The 21,612-nt window shown below is 53.3% G+C and carries 21 protein-coding genes and 1 riboswitch; of the genes, 6 read left to right on the forward strand and 15 right to left on the reverse strand.

Features of this window, described 5'->3' with window-relative positions:
- Positions 1–3: 3 nt before the first annotated feature.
- Complete coding sequence (locus ABJM21_RS10005; protein ID WP_348301288.1) at positions 4–675, forward strand: VTT domain-containing protein; 672 nt, start codon at positions 4–6, stop codon at positions 673–675.
- Here the strand turns inward: ABJM21_RS10005 and ABJM21_RS10010 are convergent.
- The 12 genes from ABJM21_RS10010 to ABJM21_RS10065 are packed head-to-tail and all read right to left on the reverse strand — an operon-like array spanning position 659 to position 12,145.
- Positions 659–1,195: a histidine phosphatase family protein gene (locus ABJM21_RS10010; RefSeq protein WP_348301287.1), complete on the reverse strand. Its 537-nt coding sequence runs from the start codon at positions 1,193–1,195 to the stop codon at positions 659–661. The two genes, ABJM21_RS10005 and ABJM21_RS10010, sit on opposite strands and share 17 nt — an antisense overlap.
- On the reverse strand, positions 1,192–1,986 hold the full coding sequence (locus ABJM21_RS10015; RefSeq protein WP_348301286.1) for an adenosylcobinamide-GDP ribazoletransferase: 795 nt from the start codon (positions 1,984–1,986) through the stop codon (positions 1,192–1,194). The genes ABJM21_RS10010 and ABJM21_RS10015 overlap by 4 nt, the downstream gene beginning before the upstream one ends.
- Positions 1,983–2,996, reverse strand: coding sequence for a nicotinate-nucleotide--dimethylbenzimidazole phosphoribosyltransferase (gene cobT, locus ABJM21_RS10020; RefSeq protein ID WP_348301285.1), 1,014 nt, complete (start codon positions 2,994–2,996; stop codon positions 1,983–1,985). The genes ABJM21_RS10015 and cobT overlap by 4 nt, the downstream gene beginning before the upstream one ends.
- Positions 2,993–3,643 (reverse strand): 5,6-dimethylbenzimidazole synthase, encoded by a 651-nt coding sequence (gene bluB / locus ABJM21_RS10025; RefSeq protein ID WP_348301284.1) that lies wholly within the window; start codon positions 3,641–3,643, stop codon positions 2,993–2,995. Before bluB ends, cobT begins: the two co-directional genes overlap by 4 nt.
- A complete protein-coding gene (locus tag ABJM21_RS10030; protein WP_348301283.1) occupies positions 3,640–5,115 on the reverse strand; it encodes a cobyric acid synthase in 1,476 nt (491 codons plus the stop codon). The genes bluB and ABJM21_RS10030 overlap by 4 nt, the downstream gene beginning before the upstream one ends.
- Positions 5,103–6,059, reverse strand: a complete 957-nt coding sequence (cbiB, locus tag ABJM21_RS10035) for an adenosylcobinamide-phosphate synthase CbiB (RefSeq protein WP_348301282.1) — start codon at positions 6,057–6,059, stop codon at positions 5,103–5,105. Before cbiB ends, ABJM21_RS10030 begins: the two co-directional genes overlap by 13 nt.
- Positions 6,056–6,826 (reverse strand): ABC transporter ATP-binding protein, encoded by a 771-nt coding sequence (locus tag ABJM21_RS10040; protein ID WP_348301281.1) that lies wholly within the window; start codon positions 6,824–6,826, stop codon positions 6,056–6,058. Before ABJM21_RS10040 ends, cbiB begins: the two co-directional genes overlap by 4 nt.
- On the reverse strand, positions 6,826–7,794 hold the full coding sequence (locus ABJM21_RS10045; RefSeq protein ID WP_348301280.1) for an iron ABC transporter permease: 969 nt from the start codon (positions 7,792–7,794) through the stop codon (positions 6,826–6,828). The genes ABJM21_RS10040 and ABJM21_RS10045 overlap by 1 nt, the downstream gene beginning before the upstream one ends.
- Complete coding sequence (locus ABJM21_RS10050; protein WP_348301279.1) at positions 7,791–8,630, reverse strand: ABC transporter substrate-binding protein; 840 nt, start codon at positions 8,628–8,630, stop codon at positions 7,791–7,793. The genes ABJM21_RS10045 and ABJM21_RS10050 overlap by 4 nt, the downstream gene beginning before the upstream one ends.
- A gap of 32 nt (positions 8,631–8,662) precedes the next feature.
- Positions 8,663–9,274 carry a cob(I)yrinic acid a,c-diamide adenosyltransferase gene (cobO, locus tag ABJM21_RS10055; RefSeq protein ID WP_348301278.1) on the reverse strand — a complete coding sequence of 204 codons (612 nt, stop codon included), beginning with the start codon at positions 9,272–9,274 and terminating at the stop codon, positions 8,663–8,665.
- Positions 9,271–10,254, reverse strand: coding sequence for a threonine-phosphate decarboxylase (locus tag ABJM21_RS10060; protein ID WP_348301277.1), 984 nt, complete (start codon positions 10,252–10,254; stop codon positions 9,271–9,273). The genes cobO and ABJM21_RS10060 overlap by 4 nt, the downstream gene beginning before the upstream one ends.
- Before the next feature lies 1 nt (position 10,255).
- Complete coding sequence (locus ABJM21_RS10065; RefSeq protein ID WP_348301276.1) at positions 10,256–12,145, reverse strand: TonB-dependent receptor; 1,890 nt, start codon at positions 12,143–12,145, stop codon at positions 10,256–10,258.
- Between the two features lie 133 nt (positions 12,146–12,278).
- A riboswitch (cobalamin riboswitch) is annotated at positions 12,279–12,480 on the reverse strand.
- A gap of 31 nt (positions 12,481–12,511) precedes the next feature.
- Between ABJM21_RS10065 and cobU the strand changes: the two genes are divergently transcribed.
- Positions 12,512–13,054, forward strand: coding sequence for a bifunctional adenosylcobinamide kinase/adenosylcobinamide-phosphate guanylyltransferase (gene cobU / locus ABJM21_RS10070; RefSeq protein ID WP_348301275.1), 543 nt, complete (start codon positions 12,512–12,514; stop codon positions 13,052–13,054).
- A 2-nt stretch (positions 13,055–13,056) separates the two neighbouring features.
- On the opposite strand, the gene ABJM21_RS10075 is transcribed toward cobU, so the two are convergent.
- The 3 genes from ABJM21_RS10075 to ABJM21_RS10085 form a co-directional block, all read right to left on the reverse strand.
- A complete protein-coding gene (locus ABJM21_RS10075; RefSeq protein ID WP_348301274.1) occupies positions 13,057–14,181 on the reverse strand; it encodes a DUF1501 domain-containing protein in 1,125 nt (374 codons plus the stop codon).
- 2 nt (positions 14,182–14,183) lie between these two features.
- The gene (locus ABJM21_RS10080; RefSeq protein WP_348301273.1) at positions 14,184–15,626 is read right to left on the reverse strand and encodes a DUF1800 domain-containing protein; all 1,443 of its coding nucleotides are present in this window, start codon (positions 15,624–15,626) and stop codon (positions 14,184–14,186) included.
- A 202-nt stretch (positions 15,627–15,828) separates the two neighbouring features.
- Entirely contained in the window at positions 15,829–17,469 is a 1,641-nt protein-coding gene (locus tag ABJM21_RS10085) for a sialidase family protein (RefSeq protein WP_348301272.1), read from the reverse strand.
- A gap of 203 nt (positions 17,470–17,672) precedes the next feature.
- Between ABJM21_RS10085 and ABJM21_RS10090 the strand changes: the two genes are divergently transcribed.
- From ABJM21_RS10090 to ABJM21_RS10105, 4 genes are read left to right on the forward strand one after another with little or no spacing between them, the layout of a single operon-like run.
- Positions 17,673–18,770 carry an ABC transporter ATP-binding protein gene (locus tag ABJM21_RS10090; protein WP_348301271.1) on the forward strand — a complete coding sequence of 366 codons (1,098 nt, stop codon included), beginning with the start codon at positions 17,673–17,675 and terminating at the stop codon, positions 18,768–18,770.
- Between the two features lie 2 nt (positions 18,771–18,772).
- Entirely contained in the window at positions 18,773–19,873 is a 1,101-nt protein-coding gene (locus ABJM21_RS10095) for an ABC transporter ATP-binding protein (RefSeq protein WP_348301270.1), read from the forward strand.
- Positions 19,873–20,748, forward strand: a complete 876-nt coding sequence (locus ABJM21_RS10100) for a sugar ABC transporter permease (protein WP_348301269.1) — start codon at positions 19,873–19,875, stop codon at positions 20,746–20,748. The genes ABJM21_RS10095 and ABJM21_RS10100 overlap by 1 nt, the downstream gene beginning before the upstream one ends.
- Entirely contained in the window at positions 20,745–21,596 is an 852-nt protein-coding gene (locus ABJM21_RS10105; protein WP_348301268.1) for a carbohydrate ABC transporter permease, read from the forward strand. Before ABJM21_RS10100 ends, ABJM21_RS10105 begins: the two co-directional genes overlap by 4 nt.
- Positions 21,597–21,612 lie beyond the last annotated feature (16 nt).

The following is a 21,612-nucleotide window of genomic DNA, read 5'->3' on the forward strand; positions in this document are numbered from 1 at the left end:
AATATGAAACCGCTTCTCAAAGTCATGGGTATATTGACCCTAATTTTCGCGTCCACTTTCATTCTCGGCCGGGTGTTTGGTATATTGACCGTGGAGAATGTCCGCTGGCTGCTCGAGGAAGCGCAGCAGGTTGATCCGACTTACGTCATCGCAGCGGTCATATTGTTGCTGTTTATCGACCTGTTTGTCGCAGTTCCGACGCTAACGATCACATTGCTGGCCGGCTATTTTCTTGGCTTCCCGCTCGGCATGGCATCGGCTTTGACCGGCACTACACTGGCAGTGCTGGGCGGCTATGTCATTAGTCGGCGATATGGCGACCGGGCGCTCGGTTTTCTGGTAAAAGACGAAGAAGAACGTAGCAAAATGGCACAGGCCTTTGCGCGCAGTGGCCCGGCCATGATCACGCTCGCCCGTTCGGCCCCGATGATTCCAGAAGTCACTGCCTGCATGGCTGGCGTCACGCGCATGCCGTTGCTGCGCTATCTTGCTTTCTATGCGCTCGGCACCGTTCCTTATGTCGGGATTGCGGCCTACGCCGGGTCGATCAGCACGTTGAGCGATCCCAAGCCTGCAATATTCGCGGCTTTGGGTTTATATGCAACGCTGTGGATCGGCTGGTTTGTCTATCAGCGGATAGAGGCAAAGAACAAACAGTCTAACCAATATTCGTGATCGTCGCTGTTTTCGGGATATAATCAGGAAGCGATCTTGGCGGCGCTTTTGCCCGGCTTGCCAGCACCGCTGCAATCGGACCACCATGGGCGATAATAGCGATATCTTTCCCTGCGGGTAGATCGCTCCAAGCATCCCATGCGCGCTCGACCAGCTCCGTAGTCGTTTCTCCCCCGCCCGGCCGATATCCGTTCGGATCATCTAGCATCCCATCCATAGCGTTTCCTGTTTCGCGATAGATGGCATTCCAACTGCGTCCTTCCCAACTGCCGAAATCGCGTTCGCGCCAGCGGTGATCCACTATGGTCTTAACCGACAGCGAGCGAGCGGTGCGCTCCGCTATCGTGCGTGTTCTTTTCCTGCCCGAATGGATGATGATTTCTGGCGATAGCTTCACCAGCTGCGACACCAGCGCCGTGGCCATGCGTGCGCCTTCCCGGCTTAATCCCATATCGCTGGTACCATAGCAGCGGTTCTGCCAGTGGAGCGCCACTGGCGGGTGTCGAACCAGCCAGATCATGGACCTACGACAGCCAACACGGCGAGAAGAATGATCAGTTGTCCGGCATAAGCGGCAAAGCCCAGACAATCGCCGGTGCTGCCATTTAAGCGCCGCAATAATAGCGCTCTGAACCAGAATAGGAACAAGCCCGCAGCCCCCACCCCCCAAAGCGCCGCTATCGGCTGAGAATAAGCAAAAAAACTGATGACCGGAGCCGCGATCAGCGCAGCGAGAAACAGATCAGACAGACCGGTGCGTCCGCCGACATCCTTGGCGAGCCCGACATCTTGCGTTGCCACCGGCGCGACCAAGGCCATGACCGCAACGGCCAGAAACCGGCCAAAACAAGCTGACGCGATGAGCGTGATTATTATGATATCCTGTGGCAAAGCGATCAACAAAGCAGCGCGCAAACCAACGGATAGAATCAAGCCAAGCGCACCATAGCTGCCGATGCGGCTGTCTTTCATGATCCGCCGGGTTGATTCCGCATCATGACCGCCGCCAAAAGCATCGCAGAAATCGGCTACCGCATCCTCATGAAAGGCGCCCGTTAGCCGTGCCTCAATCGCAAGCGCGATGATCACCGCAATAGCACGCGGCCAGATATGTTCGCTTGCCACCAATACGGCGGCGGTGATCACACCGATCAGAGCACCGACTAAGGGAAACCAAATGACCGAACGAGATAAGCCATATCGCGCTTGCTCGGCCGTTAGTGCGTTCAATCCTGGTACTGGCAAACGTGTCAGAAACTGCACCGCCAGAAGTGGCGGCATCCACCAGCTGATTAAAGGATTGTTGTTCATGGCATGATATCCGAAAGCTTCGCGACATCGGTCAGCAAAGCGGCTGCGCTATCAAGCAATGGCAGGGCCGTTAGCGCGCCCGTACCTTCTCCAAGCCGCATTTCCCATTCGAGCAGCGGTTCCAGTCCGAGATGATTGAGTGCCACCCGATGGCCGGGCTCCGCTGACAAATGGGCCGCGATCATATTTTTTGTGCTTCCGGGCATAAGATGCTCAGCGATTAAGGCCGCTGCCGTGGAAACATAACCGTCCAGCAAAAGGACCGAGCCCTGCCGCGCACCCTGAGTATAAAAACCAGCCATTGCCGCAATCTCAAAACCGGCAACATCCGCGATCGCTGCAACTGAATCATCCATCAATAATGTTTCTGCCCGTTTTGCCGAGCGTGCGACAATATCTCGCTTGTTCGATAACATGACGTCATCCGCACCCGCACCGCGACCAGTCGCGATGTCCGCATCGGCACCCGCTAACAACATTGTCAGACAAGCGGCAGGCGTTGTATTTCCAATACCCATTTCGCCAGCCATCAGCAGAACAAAACCCTGATCATGTGCTTGCTTAGCTTCGGTTTCACCAACAGACCAAGCGGCCTGAAACTGGTCCTTCGTCATTGCGGGGCCAGTTGCAAGATTAGCCGTTCCGGCAGAAACCCGAGCATCGCTAAAGGATGGCACCTCACTTCCGTGGTCTGGTGGCTGCATGCTGCCTACATCAACCAACCGAAGGTCGGCAGAATGGGCTGCCGCCAAGGCAGTGCTAGTGGCTTTCCCGGCAATGATCGTTTCCATCATGACCGTTGTTACCGCCGACGGCCAAGCGGATACGCCGCTTTCGATTACCCCATGATCGCCAGCAAATAAAACGATCCGGCGCGGTTGGGTCCGGACCTCTAAATCTTGTTGCGCAGCTGCGAGCTTGATCGCTAGCCCTTCCAGACGCCCCATACTGCCATGCGGTTTGGCCAGAGAATCGAGATATTCGGCCACATGTTCCCGCGTGATAGTCATCGCACAAACCGCGTTGTGGAAGAATTTATTCTGTCTTGCCAACCAAGCTTAACCAATTCCGGCTCATCACTTTTCTGCGCCGGATATCCCAGGCAAAGATAGGCTATGAAACGCCAATGATCGGGAACATCCAAAATCGCACTCATTGCATCCGGTTCCAGTATCGAAACCCAGCCCAGGCCAATATTGCGGGCCCTCGCGACAAGCCAAAGATTGTGGATCGCCATGACCACGGAATAGGCCATGGTCTCTGGCATCGTCTGACGCCCTAATCCGCGTCCTTCGGCCGCTTCATCATCACAAAAAACCGCGAGATGCACAGGTGCTTCGCGCAAGCCGTGAAGCTTCAATTTCTGATATTCCGATTGGAGTTGCTGATCATCATAAGCATCCGCTGCCTTCCGATTTTCGGCATCAACATGTTCGGTGATAGCCAATCGAACAGGCTCGCTTTGCACGGACACAAACCGCCAGGGCTGGGCATTGCCCACAGAGGGAGCCAGACAGGCACGATCCAGTAAATCATCCAAAATCGCCAGATCAATTGGCCGCCGGTCAAACCGGCGCACATCCCGGCGCCATGTCAAAAGCGTGTCGAGCTGTTCGCGAAAGTCTTCGTCGAAAATCGGTGCTTCTGAATAGGTCATGTGGCATCTCCAGCAATGGCGAGCAATCCATCGATATCCACATATTCCTCGAGCGCATTGGCTAGCGCGTCCAAAGCTTCATCAACCACTACGACCTGATCTTCTCCATTGGACGTGACGCCCAATTTTTCCAACCATGATCGGCGCTGTGATGCGGCGTTGAACAACCCATGCACATAGCAGCCGGATATGCGTCCATCTCTGCTCACGGCGCCGTCGAAACGTCCGTCTGAGAACCGTATCATAGGGCTTGTTTGATCCCGTTTTGCGATATCAATATGGGTTTCGCCAACGTGAATTTCATAGCCGTTGAAATCCTTATCATCCGTAATTGATTTGCCCGAACTGTTGGTGAGGGTCTTGGCTTTCGTCAATGTGGTTGTGACCCGAAGCAGCCCCAGACCCGCGACCGTTTCTGCCGCACCCTCGATCGCATGGGGATCAGCGATACTTTCACCCAGCATTTGATAACCGCCGCAGATACCTAGAACGTAGCCGCCGCGACGGACGTGGGCGGCGATATCGATATCCCATCCCTGCTCGCGGAGAAATTTGATGTCAGCGATGGTCGCCTTGGTCCCCGGGATGATGATCAGTGACGCAATTGCCGGTATCGGCTCGCCAGGCGGCACCATATGCAGACGCACCTGCGGTTCGAGACGCAAAGGATCAAAGTCATCGAAATTGGCTATCCGCGAGAGCATCGGCACTGCAATATCGATCATGCCTTTTCCCGCCGTTTCCGGTTGCTGGAGAACAACAGCGTCTTCGGCGGGCAGTTTATGGATCATCGGCAGCCATGGAATGATCCCAAGTCCCTTCCATCCGGTGCGCTCTTTTATGGCATCATAGCCATCTTCAAACAGGCTTACTTCGCCGCGAAACTTGTTAATCAGAAAACCTCGAATCATCGCAGCATCTTCACTGTCGATAACCGCCTTGGTCCCGACAATCGAAGCTATCACGCCCCCGCGATCAATATCACCGATCAAGACAACCGGTATATTTGCCGCGCGCGCAAAGCCCATGTTGGCGATATCGCCTGTGCGCAGGTTGATCTCGGCAGGGCTTCCCGCACCTTCTACAATCACGATATCCGCACCATCAGAAAGCCGGTGATAGGACGCCAGTACGGCATCCAGCAACTCTTGCTTATGCTCTCTATAGTAGTTCGCATCGCCAACATTGTGGATCTTTCCATGCACGATGACTTGTGCGCTTTTGTCCGATTGCGGTTTAAGCAGCACCGGATTCATATCCACATGTGGCGGCACCCAGCAAGCCAACGCCTGCAAGGCCTGCGCCCGGCCAATTTCGCCGCCTTCCGGTGTCACAGCGGCATTGTTGGACATATTCTGCGGCTTGAAGGGCCGGACAGTCATACCGCGATTGGTTAGCAACCGGCATATGCCAGCAACCAGTACCGACTTGCCAACATCCGACCCTGTACCCTGTAGCATCACAGCGCCCATATTAGCGCTCCTACGGCTAGCCAAAGTAGCAAGCAGGCACGTAGATAGATTGACAGCGCAACCCTAAGATCAGCCGCTTCCGGGCGTCGTCCATCTCCCAATGTCGCCCGCGCAATCCATTCGCCTTCATAGGCAGCCCCGCCGCCCATCTGTACCGATAAAGCACCAGCCATCGCCGCCTCCGACCATCCCGCATTGGGAGACAGATGTTTACGGGCATCCCGCAACATGATCCGCCATCCGCCAGGTGCAGCGATACAAATAAGACAACCGGCGATCCGCGCAGGAATGAAATTCATGACATCGTCCGTGCGCGCTGCTGCCCAACCGAAATAGCGATAGCGATTGTCGAGATGCCCGATCTGGCTATCCGCCGTACTGATCGCCTTGAACACGAATAAGCCAGGCAAACCGGCAATTAAAAACCAGAAAGCGGGCGCAACAATCCCGTCGCAGAAACTCTCGGCCAGACTTTCGGTCGCGGCGGCCGCGATGGCTTTTTCGTCGAGTTCACCGGTGTCGCGCCCGACGATCATCGACAGTCGTTTACGAGCGTCAACTAGGTTTCTTTCCTTTAACGGCTTCAATACCTTTCGGACGTGCAGATATAAGCTACGCTGTGCCAGCCCCGTTGTCGCGATCGCGATCATCAAGGCAATCCCGAACCAACCGGTCAATACATGTTCGAGTGCAAGACCAATAGCCGCAGGCAAAACGATAAGGGTCAATACAAGGCCTATTCCAGTCCAACGCTGCACCGCGGCGCTGCCCTTGTTCCATACCTCGTCCAAACCACCAATTAATCGCCCGACCCAAGTCACCGGATGCGGGATGCGCCTATGGAATGCGTCAGGATATCCCACAAGCGCTTCCAGTATCAAAGCGGCGAGCAACGGCACGCTGTTCGCGCCGACCATGATCCCGAACGACCCCAGAGCCGTCACAGACGCCGAACCGGAACCACCAATGGCTCTCCTGTATTGCTAGTCGTGATCTGAACCTCGACGCCATAGGCCTGTCCTAGCACCTCTGCGGTCATCACATCTTCACGGCGGCCAGCAGCCAATATTGAACCCTCTTTCAGGATCATGATGTTATCCGCAACACGCGCAGCCTGGGTGAGATCATGTAGAACCACGATCACCCCATTACCCGACTTGGCATAGTTTTTTAGGCGGTCGAGCACATCAAATTGATGCGCTGGATCAAGGCTGGCAAGCGGCTCGTCGGCCAACAACCATTGCGGTTCACCGGCCAATACACGGGCGAGTAACACCCGTCCCTGCTCCCCTCCCGACAGACGCATCGCCTGACGATCAGCAAGGTCCGTGCAATCCGTCGCAACCATGGCTTTGGTCACTGCTTCATGATCCGCAGTGCTCATCCCCCAACGACCTGAATGAGGCAATCGGCCCAACCCAACAATGGTTTTGACGTCGACATTCCAGTGAATATCCGGCCGCTGAGGTAATAGTCCAATCAGCCGACCGCGCTCCCTGCTGTCCATCGATAGCAGCGGGCGATCCCCCAAGGCCACTGATCCATCTTGCGGTTCACGAAGGCCGACGAGACAGGATAATAGGCTGCTCTTTCCAGCACCATTAGCGCCCAATATGACAGTCACCTTACCCGGCTGAAACTGACCACTAACCTTGTTAAGTATCTTGCGTCCGCGCAAGGTCAGGGACAGGTTTTCAAATGCTAGTGACATCAGGCTAGCTCCCGATGCATTTTGAACAGCAGAGCCATGAAGAACGGTGCTCCCAATAGCGCCATCGCAATACCGAGCCGCAATTCACTGACGCTCGGCAATATCCGCACGATGCTGTCCGCAATAACGATCAACAATGCCCCGGCCAGTGCAGAAGGCAACATGACAGCCGATGGCTGATGACCGGCAAAAGGGCGAACCAGATGCGGAACAATCAGACCGACAAAACCGATGATACCGGCGGCGGCTACCGAAGCTCCGACCGTCAATCCGACCCCGATCACCGCCAGCCACTGCAGCCGCAGCACATTGACGCCCATGGACCGCGCCGCATCTTCTCCTAGTGTAAGGGCATCAAGTGATCGTCCTGTAGCCATCAGAAAGACAATACCAATCGCTATGAGTGGCACTGCCAATTTAACATCATCCCAACTACGATCGGTCAACGCGCCCATAAGCCAGGTCACAATTTCGGTTGTTGCAAAGGGCGTTGGCGCGAGGCTGATCATCAAGGATGTTAACGATCCTGTAAGACTGGCGATAATCACTCCCGCTAGCGTGAAGAGGATCAAGCTGCCGGAACGACCTGCCAACAGCGCAAGCAAGCCCATTCCAACTCCAGCACCGATTAGAGCAAAGGCTGGCAAGAGCCATGCGGTCATTGCATAACCAAAATAGAGTGAAGTAACCGCTCCCAATGCCGCGCTGCTCGACACCCCGAAAACCCCGGGATCGGCAAGCGGATTGCGCAAATAACCCTGCATGGCAGCTCCGGCCATACCAAGCCCTGCGCCAATTGCTGCACCCAAAATCGTTCGCGGAATGCGCAGTTCCATGATGATGAGTCCACTGAGATCATCGCTCCACCATGTGGAAGGCGCGACCCAGACTTTGCCAGCCGCCAGCGACAATAGCATCGCCACCACCAGCGCAATGGCCAACAGACCGTTTAAGCGGAATGCTCTCATAGCCCTGCCTTCAACTTGCGCCGCGCAGCCGACAAGGTAGCCACTGCGTCGATGAGTGTTGGACCGGCACAATGCAATAATCGCGCGGGATAGTCGGCAATCATGATGCGGTGCGATAGCTTTTTCATTACCGGATGCGACAACATCCTATCGCGTCTGCCGGCGTTGGCCTCTAAAGCATTAGAGAACAGCAGTTGCGGCGGCCGTGCCACAAGATGTTCGAGCGGCAAGACATCCCATCGGCTCAAACCATAAGTGCTGCTGACATTCTCAAAACCCGTGCGGTGAAGCAGCTCGTCGGGCAAAGTCCCATCGCCGGGCACCAAGCCACCACGCCAGATGAGCGCTGGGATTTTTTTATCATCCGCCGGCTTGGCTTTGGAAAATGCAGTAGAAATGCGCTGGTTAACGTTGATACCGCGCTGCTTGGCACCCACAATTCCTGCCAACTGGCTAATTTGCTGCTGGCTTTCGGCAACGCTTTGCGGGATCGACAACTGAACCAGTGGAATCCCCAGACGCTTTAACGCGCCAGCCGTTGGCCGCGGCACAACCGAACCAGCCACCACCAAGTCGGGGCGCATAGCCAAAATCTCTTCCGCCGTGCCAGACGTCGCGGGAAATTGCAGCGCTTGCGTTAGAGGAATAGAAGTCGCGCGTTTGTCATGCGAATAGTGACTAACCGATGCGATCTGCCGTTTATCTGCCAACTGCATCAGCAAGGCATCCGCGCAGGGGTTAATCGATACAATACGTTTCGGATAAGCGGGTATTTTTGCCGCCGCACTGCGCGTCACAACCTCTGCATCCACCACCATGGTGGGCCAGACAAGCATTGCCGTTGCGGCTAAACAGGCAGCAATCCGCCTCAATATTCAACGCCCTTTTGCGCGTTAAATCCTGCCTTGAACGGGTGTTTCACTTCATCAAATTCGGTCACGAGGTCCGCCATCTCAATCAGCTCTGGCTTGGCATTGCGACCGGTGATGCAGATATGCTTTTCCATGGGGCGTTGTTCTAAAAACTCAGCCACCTCGGCAATATCGAGCGTGTCATCACGCAGCACGATGTTCAGTTCGTCCAAAATAACAAAGTCATATTCGGGGTCCATGATCAGTTCCTTGGAACGCTCCCAGGCTGCCTTGGCCGCAGCGATATCTTGTGCGCGATCTTGTGTGTCCCAGGTAAATCCATCCCCCATGACTTCAAACGTCACAAGATCGGGGTTGGCTTGGAAAAAATTCTTTTCGCCTGTCTCCCAGCTACCTTTGACATATTGGACAATCGCGACCTTCATACCCCAACCGAGCGAGCGAATAGCCATCCCGAAAGCGGACGAAGATTTGCCTTTGCCGTTGCCAGTATGAACAATCAGCAGACCGCGCTCAATGGTTCGGCGCGCCTGCATCTTCGCGCGCGCTGCCTGCACGCGTTTCATCCGCGCATTATGCTTTGCATGCTTGTCATCCGCTTCGGTCATTGCATTTCCCTCCATTGGCTCAAGGCATAGTCCAGTCGTCTCCATTCATCCTCGCCGCCCGGCAAACCAAAGCGTAGCCGCGAAGCGTCATCAGAAAATGGCCGAACCAATATGCCCGACTGGCCCAATATTTCAAATAATTCCCGTGCGTTATCATGAGAGATTAAGCGGAACAGTGATGTTCCTCCGACGATTTCAATTTCGGATTTCTCAAATAGTCTATCCAGGCGCTCGGCGGCTTCTTGCAAACGATGGCGCTGAACTTCTTGCCATTGCTGATCCTGATATGCAGCCAATCCTACGGTCGCCGCGATGCCTGATATCGGCCAGTCCCCCAGCATTGCTCGCAGTCGCTCCGCCACTGCGGTGTCCGCAATCACAAACCCCAGCCTAATTCCTGCCAGCCCGTAAAATTTGCCAAAGGACCGCAGGACAATCGCATCACCGCGTTCTGGCAGGATGCTCGTCGCCGGCGCCGTATCGGCAAAGGCTTCGTCGACAATCACTTGTCCCGGAAACGCCCCTAAATGATCTGGCGATACGATCCGGCCATCGGGATTGTTAGGATTAGCGAGAATAATGAGATCATGCCCTGCCGCCTCTTCGATAGTGATTTCCGAAGCGTTTGGCCAAGCGGCTTTGTGACCAGAATAAATCGGCGTCAGCATCGCGCCACGTTGGTTCGCGAATAATGCGCCGAGCATTCGTATCGCCATATCGCTGCCCGGCACAGCCACAATCTCGGCGGTGTTGTTCAAACCAAATACCCTGGCTGCCGCCAACTCCAAATCGGCAATCTGTTCCGGCTCAGGTAAGCGACGCCAAGCATCCAGCCCCAGCTCGGGAACCGGATATGCCCAGGGACTGATCCCTGTCGAAAGGTCAATCCAAGGCTTGGGTGCGTCTGCAAAATGCAAAGCCGCAGCCGCCAATCGTCCGCCATGAAAGCGGAACGGATCAGTGGCTGGGCTTTTGCTCATATTAGTAACGCAACCGGACGCCAGCAAAAGCGGATCTACCCGGCGTGCCATAGCGGAATATGGTTTCATATTCTTCGTCGAACAGGTTTTCAACGCGGCCATAGATTTCAATGTTATCGGTTATCGGCATAGCAGCACGCAGATCAACGACGACATAGCCCTCCACTTCGCGCGTATTCGATCCATTATCGAATTGCGATCCCACATGCGTGATCGTGGCGCCTGTTTTCAGGCCAAAGGACCAGTCATAATCCAGCGAAGCATTGATACTGTGCTTTGGCCGTCGCGGAAGTGTTAAATCCGTGTTGCGATCTTCTGTATCTACAAGACCGTAGTTTACAGCCCATGTCAGCGCTTCAACGGGGCGAATAGTAAGGCCAACTTCCACACCTTGTGCACGTGCGCGGTCCACATTGTCATATGTACCAAACGGGCGATCTTCACAGATTCCGGTTTGAACTGGACAGCTTATAAAATCGATCAAGTTACGACTATTCCGCCGGAATATCGTCGCACTGACTTCGACTTTCCCATCAATCAACTTTTGCGTGATACCTGCATCATAGCTTCGCGAAGTTTCTGCATCGAGTGTCGGGTTACCAAAATTACTGAATAGCTGGAACAGTGATGGCACCCTGAACCCCTCGCCATAGCTGGCGCGAAAAGTCGTATTGCCTTGATTGGGGCTGTAGACAATATCACCGGCGAAAGTCGTTTCGCCGCCAAATGTACTATGGTCATCATAGCGGATACCGGCGTTAGCGGTAAAACCTGCAACGGGTGTGATGCTGAGCTGGCCATAAAAACTATCTATTTCGGCGCTAAAATTATTGGCAGCGGCCCCGGACCCATCGCGATATTTAGATGTCTCTGTCTCGGCACCAATGGTCGCACTAAACATGTCGGAAATATCAAATATGCCCTGATACTCAAACCGTTCGTTCCGGCCCAATGCATCAAAAGTCTGTACATCCAGATTGAAATTATCACGCTTTACGCTGGTATAGGCAAAGGCGAACCGGTTTCGGAACCGGCCGTCAAACAGCGCGATATTCAACCCTGAATAGCCGACAAATTCCTCGGTATTCGCGACCGTTGGTGTATCCCCCAATCCGGTTGCAGTGAAACCGTCAATATCGGTCCGGCCATCCGAATAATAGCCGCGCAAATCCAAGGAAACTGCCTCGTTCAAGGTGATCTCAAATTTACCATTTGCTCCGAAATTGCGATATCCATCGCGCTCTGTCGCGCCGCGCTCTTCATTAAACGCAGAAATACTATCGCTGCGATAATAGCCGGCACCGACACTGGCAGCAACGGGACCGAAACGTCCGGAAACATTGCCAACAACTTGCCCGGTATCGCGATAGCCATATTCGGCTCGCGCGTTGATTGTAAGATCATCGGTCGGTGCCCGCGTGATGGTATTGATCACGCCGCCAATGGCCTGACTGCCCCAGATCACCGATTGCGAGCCGCGTAGCACTTCGATCCGCGATATGTTGCCGGTGAGCAGGTTGCCAAAATTGAAGCCGCCGCCGGGAGAGGATGGATCGTTGAGCTTTACACCATCGATCAAAGCCACCGTTTGATTGGAATCGGCACCGCGAATAAATACTGAGGTTGATGTCCCAATACCGCCATTGCGCGCGAAAGTGACACCCGGCACATTGCGGAGCAGATCGACAACAGCAACGCTCTGCGTTCGTTCGATCCGATCTTGATCAATGACGGTGATCGAACGTCCGGTTTGTGATAGTGGCTGCTCCGATCGAGATGCGGTCACCACGATGACCTCATCGCCGTCTTCGGTAACCACTGCCGTTTCAGCTAGAACCGGCTGAGCCATGACTAGTGCCGTGGTGGATAATATAAAACTATGAAAACGCATGAATATTCCTTTTTGACAATCATTCAAAAAGGCCACGCATATTTGACGCCCATGGGATTCCCACATGCGTAGCCCGATGGTAATCGTCGCTACGCGAGGAACTCCTCGATCATATGGCACACCCCGTCCGCATGATAGAACGACAGCTACGGGCAGGTCTCCTGGCTCTCGGGTCATCGCTGGGTTCGTCCCCTTCCCAGACATAAAGTCCAGTGGGATTTGACGAAAAAGCTCACCAATCACAGTTGCGGGGGCAGCTTCGGATCGGAAAATTGCTTTCCCTTCCGAATTCCCTTTTGATCCCGTCTCCGGGAACCTGTAGCAGAGGCTGCTCTACTCATCCCAATTCTGCGGAGCAAGACAATTATGCCTATCAAATCCGACAGAAGCGGCCAAATCACTCTGATATTGGGTGGCACCCGTTCCGGCAAAAGCAGCTTTGCGCAAAAAATGGCAGAGGAGAGCGGCCGTCAGCTTATCTATATCGCCACCGCAGAAGCCTTTGATGAAGAGATGACCGACCGCATTGCACGTCATCAGCAGGATCGGGGTCCAGTATGGCAAACAGTCGAGGAACCGTTGGATCTTGCCGCCGCTATCACTGCCCATAGCAGTCAGCAAACCACAGTGTTGGTTGACTGCCTAACGATATGGCTCAGTAACATCATGCTCGCGGATCAGGACATCACGGCCGCTTTGGACGCTCTGGGTCAAGCTCTGTCAAACGCATCAGGGCCAGTCATTCTTGTATCGAATGAAGTCGGTTCCGGCATTGTCCCGGAAACTCCTTTGGGCCGTCAATTTCGTGATGAGGCTGGCTGGATGAACCAGCGCATGGCCGCGGTTGCGGGCGACGTCGCGTTAATCACCGCTGGATTGCCGCTGTGGCTTAAGCAGGATGGTGCATAGGCTTAGACGAAATTAGGAAACAGCGTCCGTTTCATCTGAACGGGGTCGATGGCATAATGATCGGACAGCGCATCGGTCACTATGTCCTCAAACCGCATAGTCGGACGCAAATCCCGATTTTCAAATAGACTAGCAGCCGCAAGCCCCGGCCAATCGGCCTTCACCGTACCACCATTTTTCAGCGCGCCTCCGAAAAGCATGGCAGCGGATCCCGTGCCATGATCCGTTCCGCCTGTACCGTTGAAGGCAACCGTACGACCAAATTCGGTGGCGACCAGAACAAGCGTATTGTTCCAGTCTTCTCCCAAACCGTCTCGCAAAGCGGCAATTAGGGCATCCGCCTGTTTCAGTTGATTGCCCAGCCGCCCTTTCTGCCGGCTGTGCGTATCCCACCCATTGGTTTCCAACATTAGCACCCGCGCGCCTGCCGGCCCGTTCATCAATCCAGCCGCCATCGAACCCACCGCAGCGCCGCCGCGCATCTTGCCTTGCTGCACAGCCGCCATAGCATCGGTTTCGACTGCGTCCTGCCACAAAGAAGAGAGCGCGGGATCTTCGGCATAGAGCATCGCCACGCGCTGCATCAAATCTTCATCAGGGCCATTGCCCCGTGATTTTTCATAACTGCTTGCCGGGGCTGGTCCTCGCAAAATCAGCGGCACAGACGGTGCCACAGCCAATGCCTTTGCACTGTCGGCAGGCAGTAATGACAACAGCCGGTTCATCCATCCGTCGTCTCTGCCATATGGCTGCATAGCGCCAGATTCCATGACGTTCTGGGCATCAAAATGAGAGCGCTCGCGATAGCCAGAGGCCAGCGCATGAACAAAACTGGCTTGCTTTTGCTCAAACAGCCCTGCTGTCTCAACCATCGCAGGATGCAATGTGAACAAATCATCCAGCTTCCTGCCAGTTAGAGCTTCTTCGGCAAAATTGCCTCGGGCGCTTAGAAAATCGCGATCACCGGTTGGTGCAACAGTTGCGAGGCCATCTGCCGCTCCGCGCTGCAGGATGAATATAAACTTCTTGTCCGTTGCAGCCGATGCCCATGCCATTCCCGGATGGGCCATACTCATAGCAAGACCCGACAGACCGGCAGCAATGACAGAACGACGATGATATCGCATGATTATCTCCGTAAAAATTCTGGTGAAACCAGCAACAGCGAAAGGCCTTGAGACGGACTTTCGGCACGAGCAACGGCTTCAAATGTATTATTGGCAAGTAGTCCTGGCAGGATTTGCGGAGCCAGTATTCGCGCATCCACGCGGTCTGCGCTGCGCTGGGCAATGCGCTCCGCCATTTCAACCCGCCGCATCAAGGCCGCACTGCCCGCCCATGTTGCCGCCTCGTCGGCATAGCCCGCTGGTGATCCCGGTTTCCAGACCGGTTGACCAAGACGCCGCAACAGCTGCGCTGTTTTCATATTGCGCGGCAGTTCGTTGACGTTCAGCGCGCGCAGCGATGAAACAAGCCATTCCCATGGAGACTTAAACTTTGCTTGCGCACCGTTCCATTGGTCTGGCCAAGCCTCCGGCGCTTCGACCAGCGTGCGGTATAATGCGGGCAAGTCACCACCCGTTTTGAGAAAATTCTCTTCCAGCTTTTTGACCAAATTGTCCGGCGGTATATCCGAGACGAAATGCCGCGCCAGCTTGGTCGCAATATGACGGGCGGTAGCAGGATGGACCGCAAGATCGAAAAGGATCGCCTTGGCCTGTTCAGCACCATCGGCACCATAGCTTTTACCCATTATCCGCCGCTGGCCGGGCTCATGGACTGCATTTACAAAAACAGTGTCACCAGTCTTTGCGTCCGCGATCAGCCGCCGCTGCGCTGGCCCACCCGTTAATCCCGCAATAGTCCAGCCCGTCAGCGCGCGTGCCAGTTCGGTAACATCGGACTGGTCATAGCCAGTGCGAACACCAAGCGTATGAAGCTCCAACACCTCCCGCGCGAGATTTTCATTGAGCCCAAATTTCTTCCCACGCCGCCGCGATATCCGCTGCGCCATCGGACTAGCCGGACCGACAGACTGGGCCTGATCCAAAAACAGCAGCATTGCAGGATGCTGAACCGCCGCAAATAGCAAATCGGAAAACTTGCCCATGATATGTGGACGTATGGCTTCAAACTCATAATTGCCCGACAGCGCCACCACTGGGGGTTTCTCAACCGAGATAGCGAAATGATTCGACCAGAAATGCACCAACCGCTCTGCAAAATCCGTATCGCTATTCACAGCAATAGCTAGCCGCGCATCAACTGCTTCCATATGGACATTTCGCAAGCCTTTTCGAGACTCCTTGCGCTGCGCTTCCAGCATTGCGATTTGATCGTCAGTGCCTGTCTTGTTTTTGCGCAACTTTCGAAACTGCCGGGCATCCATTCGATAAGACTGAAACGCATCGGCAATGGCGTGGCGTGAAGGTTGATCTGCAATAGCTGCGGGAGATGGGTCATAACGCATCAGCTGATCGAGCAGCCAAGCTCGCGGCCCATCTGGCGCTCTATGGGCTGGACGGTGGCCGAGGCCGAACCGATTCATAGCAATGGCTGCCGCAATGGTCATACTCACTTCCAATCATGCTGCCCCGAACCTGACCATAATTCACGGAGGCCCGGCAGCAACTGAATATTTGTATCACTTTGTCGCAGAACATGTACGAGTCTTTATTTTATAGATAGTTATGAGATATATCTGATTAGTTATCCCTCCATTAGACTGTACAGATTCTAATAAGATTGCACAGAATGGCATGAGCCTCGGCGTCTCAATTTTTTGACTTCGCCCATTTTCTCCACGCAGCAACATCATAACCGAAATGCTTGCCACTCACCGCGGTTAGCGTGCCGATTACTTGCGACCTTAGCCATGGAGGATCATTTGCAAAGTCCAGTCTTGCCAACAGCGCTTCTATTGTTTCTCGATCATCCTGACCGGAAGCTGCGACAGCCCGCAATGCACTGAGCTCTATCTCAAAATATTTCTCATAGCTATTTGGCTTAGAGCTCCAGGGGTCGGTTAGATATGCGGTTGGTACATTTGCATGACCAGCTCTCTCCATGCCGGATAATAGAGTCGCGCGAGCAATATCTGTTGCTTTGAGCTGCATATTCCCGCCGAATGCGCTTATTTCAACAGGCGGTATCTCCGCTTTCAAACGCTCAGCAAAAAAACCAAATGGAGCGCCACTGACGGAAGCATGAACTATGAGTTTGCGAACTTCGCCGGTGCCCGTACCCGAATAGGTCGACGGATCGGACAAAAGCGCGTCAATTTTTTGACCGACCGCCTCCCAATCCAATGCGATCTTCTTGGTAGGGAGTTGTGAGATGAGCTCGGGCGGCTGGTCATGCAGCGGAATGATGTTATCACGAGAGCCCCAGACAATTCCCCGTCCATCATTTCCCGCTCCGGCTATATAGATTCCTCCAGCAATCGCTTGAATAGATACAGGTCGGCCGCTTTCTAAATCGCCATGACGGGTCCAGCTATTACCGTTTTGGCTCGACCATAGCCGTCCATCGTTGGAGACGATCCAGAGCTGATCACCGTCACTCGCCAAATCAACGAAAGGCCCCTTGAAGCCAACCCGGATGGATCTTCTCCCATCAAAGCGCCAGATTTCTCTCTCACGGCCACGCCCGACAATTCCAAAGAGCCCCTCTCTATGAACCGTCAGGCCGTTAAAATAACGATTGAGCGGCCAACTGCTGACGGTCTGGAAACCAGAGCCAGTCCACCTGACAAGACGTTTAACCTTGGTGTCTTTCAGCGAAGCATAAGTTTCACCGTCAAATACAAGCATCTCCTTGACCCGGCTGACATGCGTAGACGGCGTTGGGTGGATATAAAATTCTTCCCAACTGCGCCCGGCATCCCTTGATAGTTGCATACCGGCGTTGCGCGTTCCTGTAATTGCCAGCAATCCATCTTTCCACTCCAGCAACTGGCTAGTGTGATAAATAGGAGAATTGGGAATGGTCAAAGGTTGCCAAGTCACACCATCGGTAACCTCAACAACGCCTTCACCGGCAGATTGCAATGCATCTTCGAACGGCCAGTATAGCAATCCCCTGTAGACCAATGGATGCCCAGCATCCTGACTGTATAAATGCCGTTCATATCTCGTTTCGCGCGTGTCGGGATCGAAACTCCAGATATCGGCCGAATTGTGATTGCGGCCCTTGACCGAGTTCGCGAACCATAATTTGCCCCGATATCCGATCAGCCGAGACGCCACCGGCCAAGGGCCAACTTGCGCGATGACATCTAACTGTAATTTCTTGGTTTCTTGCCCCGCACTGTCCGACGAAGGATTCGCAACAGAATCGCGTGTAAAATAGAAAGTCATGATAACGGCGAGACACACAACCAAAGCTAACGTCATACCATTGCGGGAAATTTGCATATTTCGGGTCTACGAACCATTGGCTCAATTGCAATGCATTTTCTGTATGCTTTGAGCATCATTTGATGCCATAGCGTGGAGGCGACCCTTCGTTCGAAAGGGCGCTACATTTTATCATTGGGAGAAAAGATGCTCAGAATCGTGGCCTGTCTGGCGAAATCCAAAATGGGCCAACCATCTGACGCGCGCATTGGGAATGCCTCATGAGTTTGCGACTTCAGGGGGTTTCCAAGATATCCAATGGTGAGACGCACATCTATCCCACCGATCTGGAATTGCAGAAAGGAACGATGAACGTTCTGCTCGGACCAACATCGTCCGGCAAGACATCCTTGATGCGTCTCATGGCTGGGCTCGACAAGCCTGATACTGGCAAAGTCTTTTGGAAAAATGCGGACGTCACGAAAAAGCGCGTGCAGGACCGCGATATTGCGATGGTGTATCAGCAGTTCGTCAATTATCCCTCGATGACGGTCTATGACAATATTGCATCGCCGCTGAAGCTGCAGAAAAAGTCCGCAGCGGAGATTGATGCAAAAGTGCAGGAAATGGCTGAACTGCTCAAACTGACTTCTATTCTTGATAGCAAGCCCAATGAAATATCGGGTGGACAACAACAGCGGTGCGCGATGGCGCGCGCACTGGCGAAAGACGTCGGTTTAGTCCTGATGGACGAGCCGCTTGCAAATCTGGACTATAAGTTGCGGGAAGAGCTGCGCCTCGAAATCCCGCGGCTGTTCGAGGCGTCTGGGAGCATTTTTGTTTACGCGACGACAGAGCCGGAAGAGGCGCTTTTGCTTGGCGGAAACACTGCTACCCTCTGGAACGGCCGGGTGACACAATATGGGAAGGCTATGGATGTCTATCGCAATCCCGTGGATGAAACGACCGCTCGCGTTTACTCTGACCCGCCGATGAATTTTTTGTCCGTACGGAAAGATGGCACTGTCGTTCACTTTCCGGATGGGCAATCGACAAAGCTAAACGATGATTTGGCTCGTTTGCCCAATGGCGAATATCGAGCTGGATTCCGTGCCCATCATCTCGAAATGAGTGATGACCAGTCTGGTGCCATTGAATTTACGGCGAAACTGATTGTCACAGAGCTTACTGGGTCAGACACATATATTCACGTCAATGCGATGGATGAAAGATGGATCGGCCTGATCCCGGGGCTTCAGGCTTTTGAGGTTGGCCAAGTGTTGAAAATTTTCCTAAACCCGGAAAATATCTTCTATTTTGATCAGGATGAGAAGCTGGTTGCGTCACCAAATCATGAACCTGCAAAGTCGGGAGTATAGGTTTGGCCTCCATAGCTCTCGAAAATCTGGCGCATAGCTATCTCCCCAATCCGGGTGGGGATAACGATTTTGCTTTGAAGCAGGCAAGTCATATCTGGGAGGACGGGCGAGCCTATGCGCTATTGGGGCCGAGCGGATGCGGCAAGACAACATTACTCAATATAATTTCCGGCTTGCTGACACCAACCAGCGGGCGCGTTCTATTTGGCGACAAAGATGTTACGGCATCATCGACAGCCGAACGTAATATTGCACAGGTTTTCCAGTTTCCAGTTGTCTATGACACGATGACGGTTAGGCAAAACTTGGCTTTTCCATTGCGCAATCGGGGCATGGAAGCAGACTATATCTCTAAGCGTGTAGAGCGGATCGCGCAGATGATCGGATTGGAAGCGGATCTTCATAAAAAAGCGCGAGGACTAACCTCCGACTTGAAACAGAAAATCTCGCTGGGACGCGGTATGGTTCGGGACGACGTTAACGCGATCCTTTTTGATGAACCTTTGACGGTCATCGATCCCCATTTGAAATGGGAATTGCGGACTCAACTCAAGTCGTTGCACCGGGAATTTGGGCATACAATGATTTATGTGACCCATGATCAAACGGAAGCCCTGACCTTCGCAGAAAAAGTCGTGGTGATGCATGAGGGCCGAGTAGTGCAAATCGGTACCCCGAAAGAGCTTTTCGAAACACCGGCGCATGTCTTTGTGGGTTATTTTATTGGTTCTCCTGGAATGAACTTCATTCCTGTCTCTGTCACAGGAAACAAAGCGCATATAAATGGCAATACGATCCATCTCCATCATGATTATGGCAACCCGCAGGGTGATATTCTTCTAGGGATACGGCCTGAGTTTATTCAGTTGACCAAAAGCGATGGGTTGCCGGTTCAAATAAACCGTATTCAGGATGTGGGTAGGCATAAATTCATCAATGCAACATTGTTTGATACTGAAATCAACATCGCGGCTGACGAGGGCTTTGAAATCGAAGCGGACATGGTCAAGATAGAGTTTGATCCGGCCAACATCAGCATATTCCGTGATGATTGGCGCATTAATGGTAAGGCTATTAATCAAGGCGAAGGGGGCGCGGTCTAGTGGAAAAGACTGTCAATCAGCGCGCATGGCTTCTGGTTCTGCCGGTATTGGTCCTCGTCGCATTTTCATCAATCATCCCGATGATGACGGTGGTCAATTATTCTTTCCAGGATAGTTTTGGGGAGAATATATTTTTCTGGGTCGGACTGGAATGGTATGAAGAGCTGCTGCAATCGGAACGATTGTGGGATGCATTGGGTCGGCAGATACTCTTCTCTTCCATCATTCTCATGATCGAAATTCCTTTGGGTATCTTGGTGGCGCTGAGCATGCCGAAAAAGGGGCTATCAGCCTCGATCTGTCTGGTGCTGATGTCTTTGCCCTTACTAATCCCCTACAATGTTGTCGGGACGATCTGGCAGGTATTCGGGCGTGCAGATATTGGTTTGCTTGGTCGCGTTTTGTCTGATTTGGGTGTCTCTTACAATTACTCTCAAAACGCATTTGACGCGTGGGCCACCGTGATAATTATGGATGTCTGGCACTGGACATCATTGGTTGCACTGCTGGCCTATGCGGGACTTCGCTCTATCCCGAAGCCTTATTATCAGGCGGCTATGATCGATCAGGCAAGCCGGTGGAGCGTCTTTCGATATATTGAACTTCCGAAAATGCGCGGCGTTTTGATGATAGCCATCTTGCTGCGCTTCATGGACAGCTTCATGATTTATACGGAGCCGTTTGTTCTGACCGGCGGCGGGCCTGGAAACGCCACTACGTTCCTGTCTATCGACTTGGTGAAAATGGCATTGGGACAGTTTGATTTAGGCCCTGCGGCTGCATTCTCACTGATGTATTTTCTCGTCATCCTGCTCATTTCCTATGTGTTCTACACCGTCATGACAACCATCGACAAAGATGAGGCGAAGCAATGAGCGAGGACCGGCTTCCACCCAAAAAACGCGGCTCAAGGTCCACGCCAAAAGCGCGAATAGGGCCTGTTGTAATGGCCCTATATTTGATCTTCTTGCTTGTCCCGATCTATTGGCTGGTCATCATGAGCTTCAAATCGAATTCCGAGATATTGAGCTCATTCACGCTTTTTCCCGACGATTTTACGCTGAAAAATTACCGCACAATCCTTACTGATCCGTCATGGTATATGGGTTATGTGAACAGCTTCATCTATGTTTCGCTCAACACCGTAATTTCGCTTCTGGTCGCATTACCGGCAGCCTATGCCTTTAGTCGCTATCGATTTTTCGGCGACAATCATCTGTTTTTCTGGCTCCTCACAAATCGCATGGCACCGCCAGCCGTCTTTGCCCTGCCCTTCTTTCAGCTCTATTCCAGCGTGTCGTTATTTGACACGCATATCGCCGTTGCCTTGGCGCATTGCCTGTTCAACGTTCCGCTCGCCGTTTGGATATTGGAAGGCTTTATGCGCGGCGTCCCAAGAGAAATTGACGAGACAGCCTTCATTGATGGCTATGGCTTCACACGATTTTTCACAAAAATCTTTATCCCGATGATCGCGCCAGGAATTGGTGTGACCGCATTTTTCTGCTTCATGTTTAGTTGGGTCGAACTGTTGCTAAGCCGCACGCTCACCAGCGTGGACGCAAAACCTATTACGGCAATCATGACCCGAACCGTTTCTGCATCCGGTCTTGATTGGGGCGTGCTGGCCGCCGCGGGAGTTTTGACTATTATCCCGGGAGCGATTGTAATCTATTTCGTCCGCAATCACATTGCCAAGGGTTTCGCCCTTGGCCGGGTTTAGATAAGCGCAACATGGG

It is taken from the genome of Parasphingorhabdus sp. (genome assembly GCF_039977335.1).
In the GTDB taxonomy this organism is placed as follows: domain Bacteria; phylum Pseudomonadota; class Alphaproteobacteria; order Sphingomonadales; family Sphingomonadaceae; genus Parasphingorhabdus.

Coding starts and splice junctions, on each gene's coding strand:
- ABJM21_RS10075 (WP_348301274.1), bottom strand. CDS start 14,181: ATGCGATATCATCGTCGTTCTGTCATTGCTGCCGGTCTGTCGGGTCTT.
- ABJM21_RS10065 (WP_348301276.1), bottom strand. CDS start 12,145: ATGCGTTTTCATAGTTTTATATTATCCACCACGGCACTAGTCATGGCT.
- ABJM21_RS10080 (WP_348301273.1), bottom strand. CDS start 15,626: ATGACCATTGCGGCAGCCATTGCTATGAATCGGTTCGGCCTCGGCCAC.
- ABJM21_RS10005 (WP_348301288.1), top strand. CDS start 4: ATGAAACCGCTTCTCAAAGTCATGGGTATATTGACCCTAATTTTCGCG.
- ABJM21_RS10040 (WP_348301281.1), bottom strand. CDS start 6,826: ATGTCACTAGCATTTGAAAACCTGTCCCTGACCTTGCGCGGACGCAAG.
- ABJM21_RS10090 (WP_348301271.1), top strand. CDS start 17,673: ATGAGTTTGCGACTTCAGGGGGTTTCCAAGATATCCAATGGTGAGACG.
- ABJM21_RS10015 (WP_348301286.1), bottom strand. CDS start 1,986: ATGAACAACAATCCTTTAATCAGCTGGTGGATGCCGCCACTTCTGGCG.
- cobO (WP_348301278.1), bottom strand. CDS start 9,274: ATGACCGAAGCGGATGACAAGCATGCAAAGCATAATGCGCGGATGAAA.
- ABJM21_RS10105 (WP_348301268.1), top strand. CDS start 20,745: ATGAGCGAGGACCGGCTTCCACCCAAAAAACGCGGCTCAAGGTCCACG.
- cobT (WP_348301285.1), bottom strand. CDS start 2,996: ATGACTATCACGCGGGAACATGTGGCCGAATATCTCGATTCTCTGGCC.
- ABJM21_RS10030 (WP_348301283.1), bottom strand. CDS start 5,115: ATGGGCGCTGTGATGCTACAGGGTACAGGGTCGGATGTTGGCAAGTCG.
- ABJM21_RS10010 (WP_348301287.1), bottom strand. CDS start 1,195: ATGATCTGGCTGGTTCGACACCCGCCAGTGGCGCTCCACTGGCAGAAC.
- cobU (WP_348301275.1), top strand. CDS start 12,512: ATGCCTATCAAATCCGACAGAAGCGGCCAAATCACTCTGATATTGGGT.
- ABJM21_RS10050 (WP_348301279.1), bottom strand. CDS start 8,630: ATGCTTGTCTGGCCCACCATGGTGGTGGATGCAGAGGTTGTGACGCGC.
- ABJM21_RS10085 (WP_348301272.1), bottom strand. CDS start 17,469: ATGCAAATTTCCCGCAATGGTATGACGTTAGCTTTGGTTGTGTGTCTC.
- ABJM21_RS10045 (WP_348301280.1), bottom strand. CDS start 7,794: ATGAGAGCATTCCGCTTAAACGGTCTGTTGGCCATTGCGCTGGTGGTG.
- bluB (WP_348301284.1), bottom strand. CDS start 3,643: ATGACCTATTCAGAAGCACCGATTTTCGACGAAGACTTTCGCGAACAG.
- ABJM21_RS10060 (WP_348301277.1), bottom strand. CDS start 10,254: ATGAGCAAAAGCCCAGCCACTGATCCGTTCCGCTTTCATGGCGGACGA.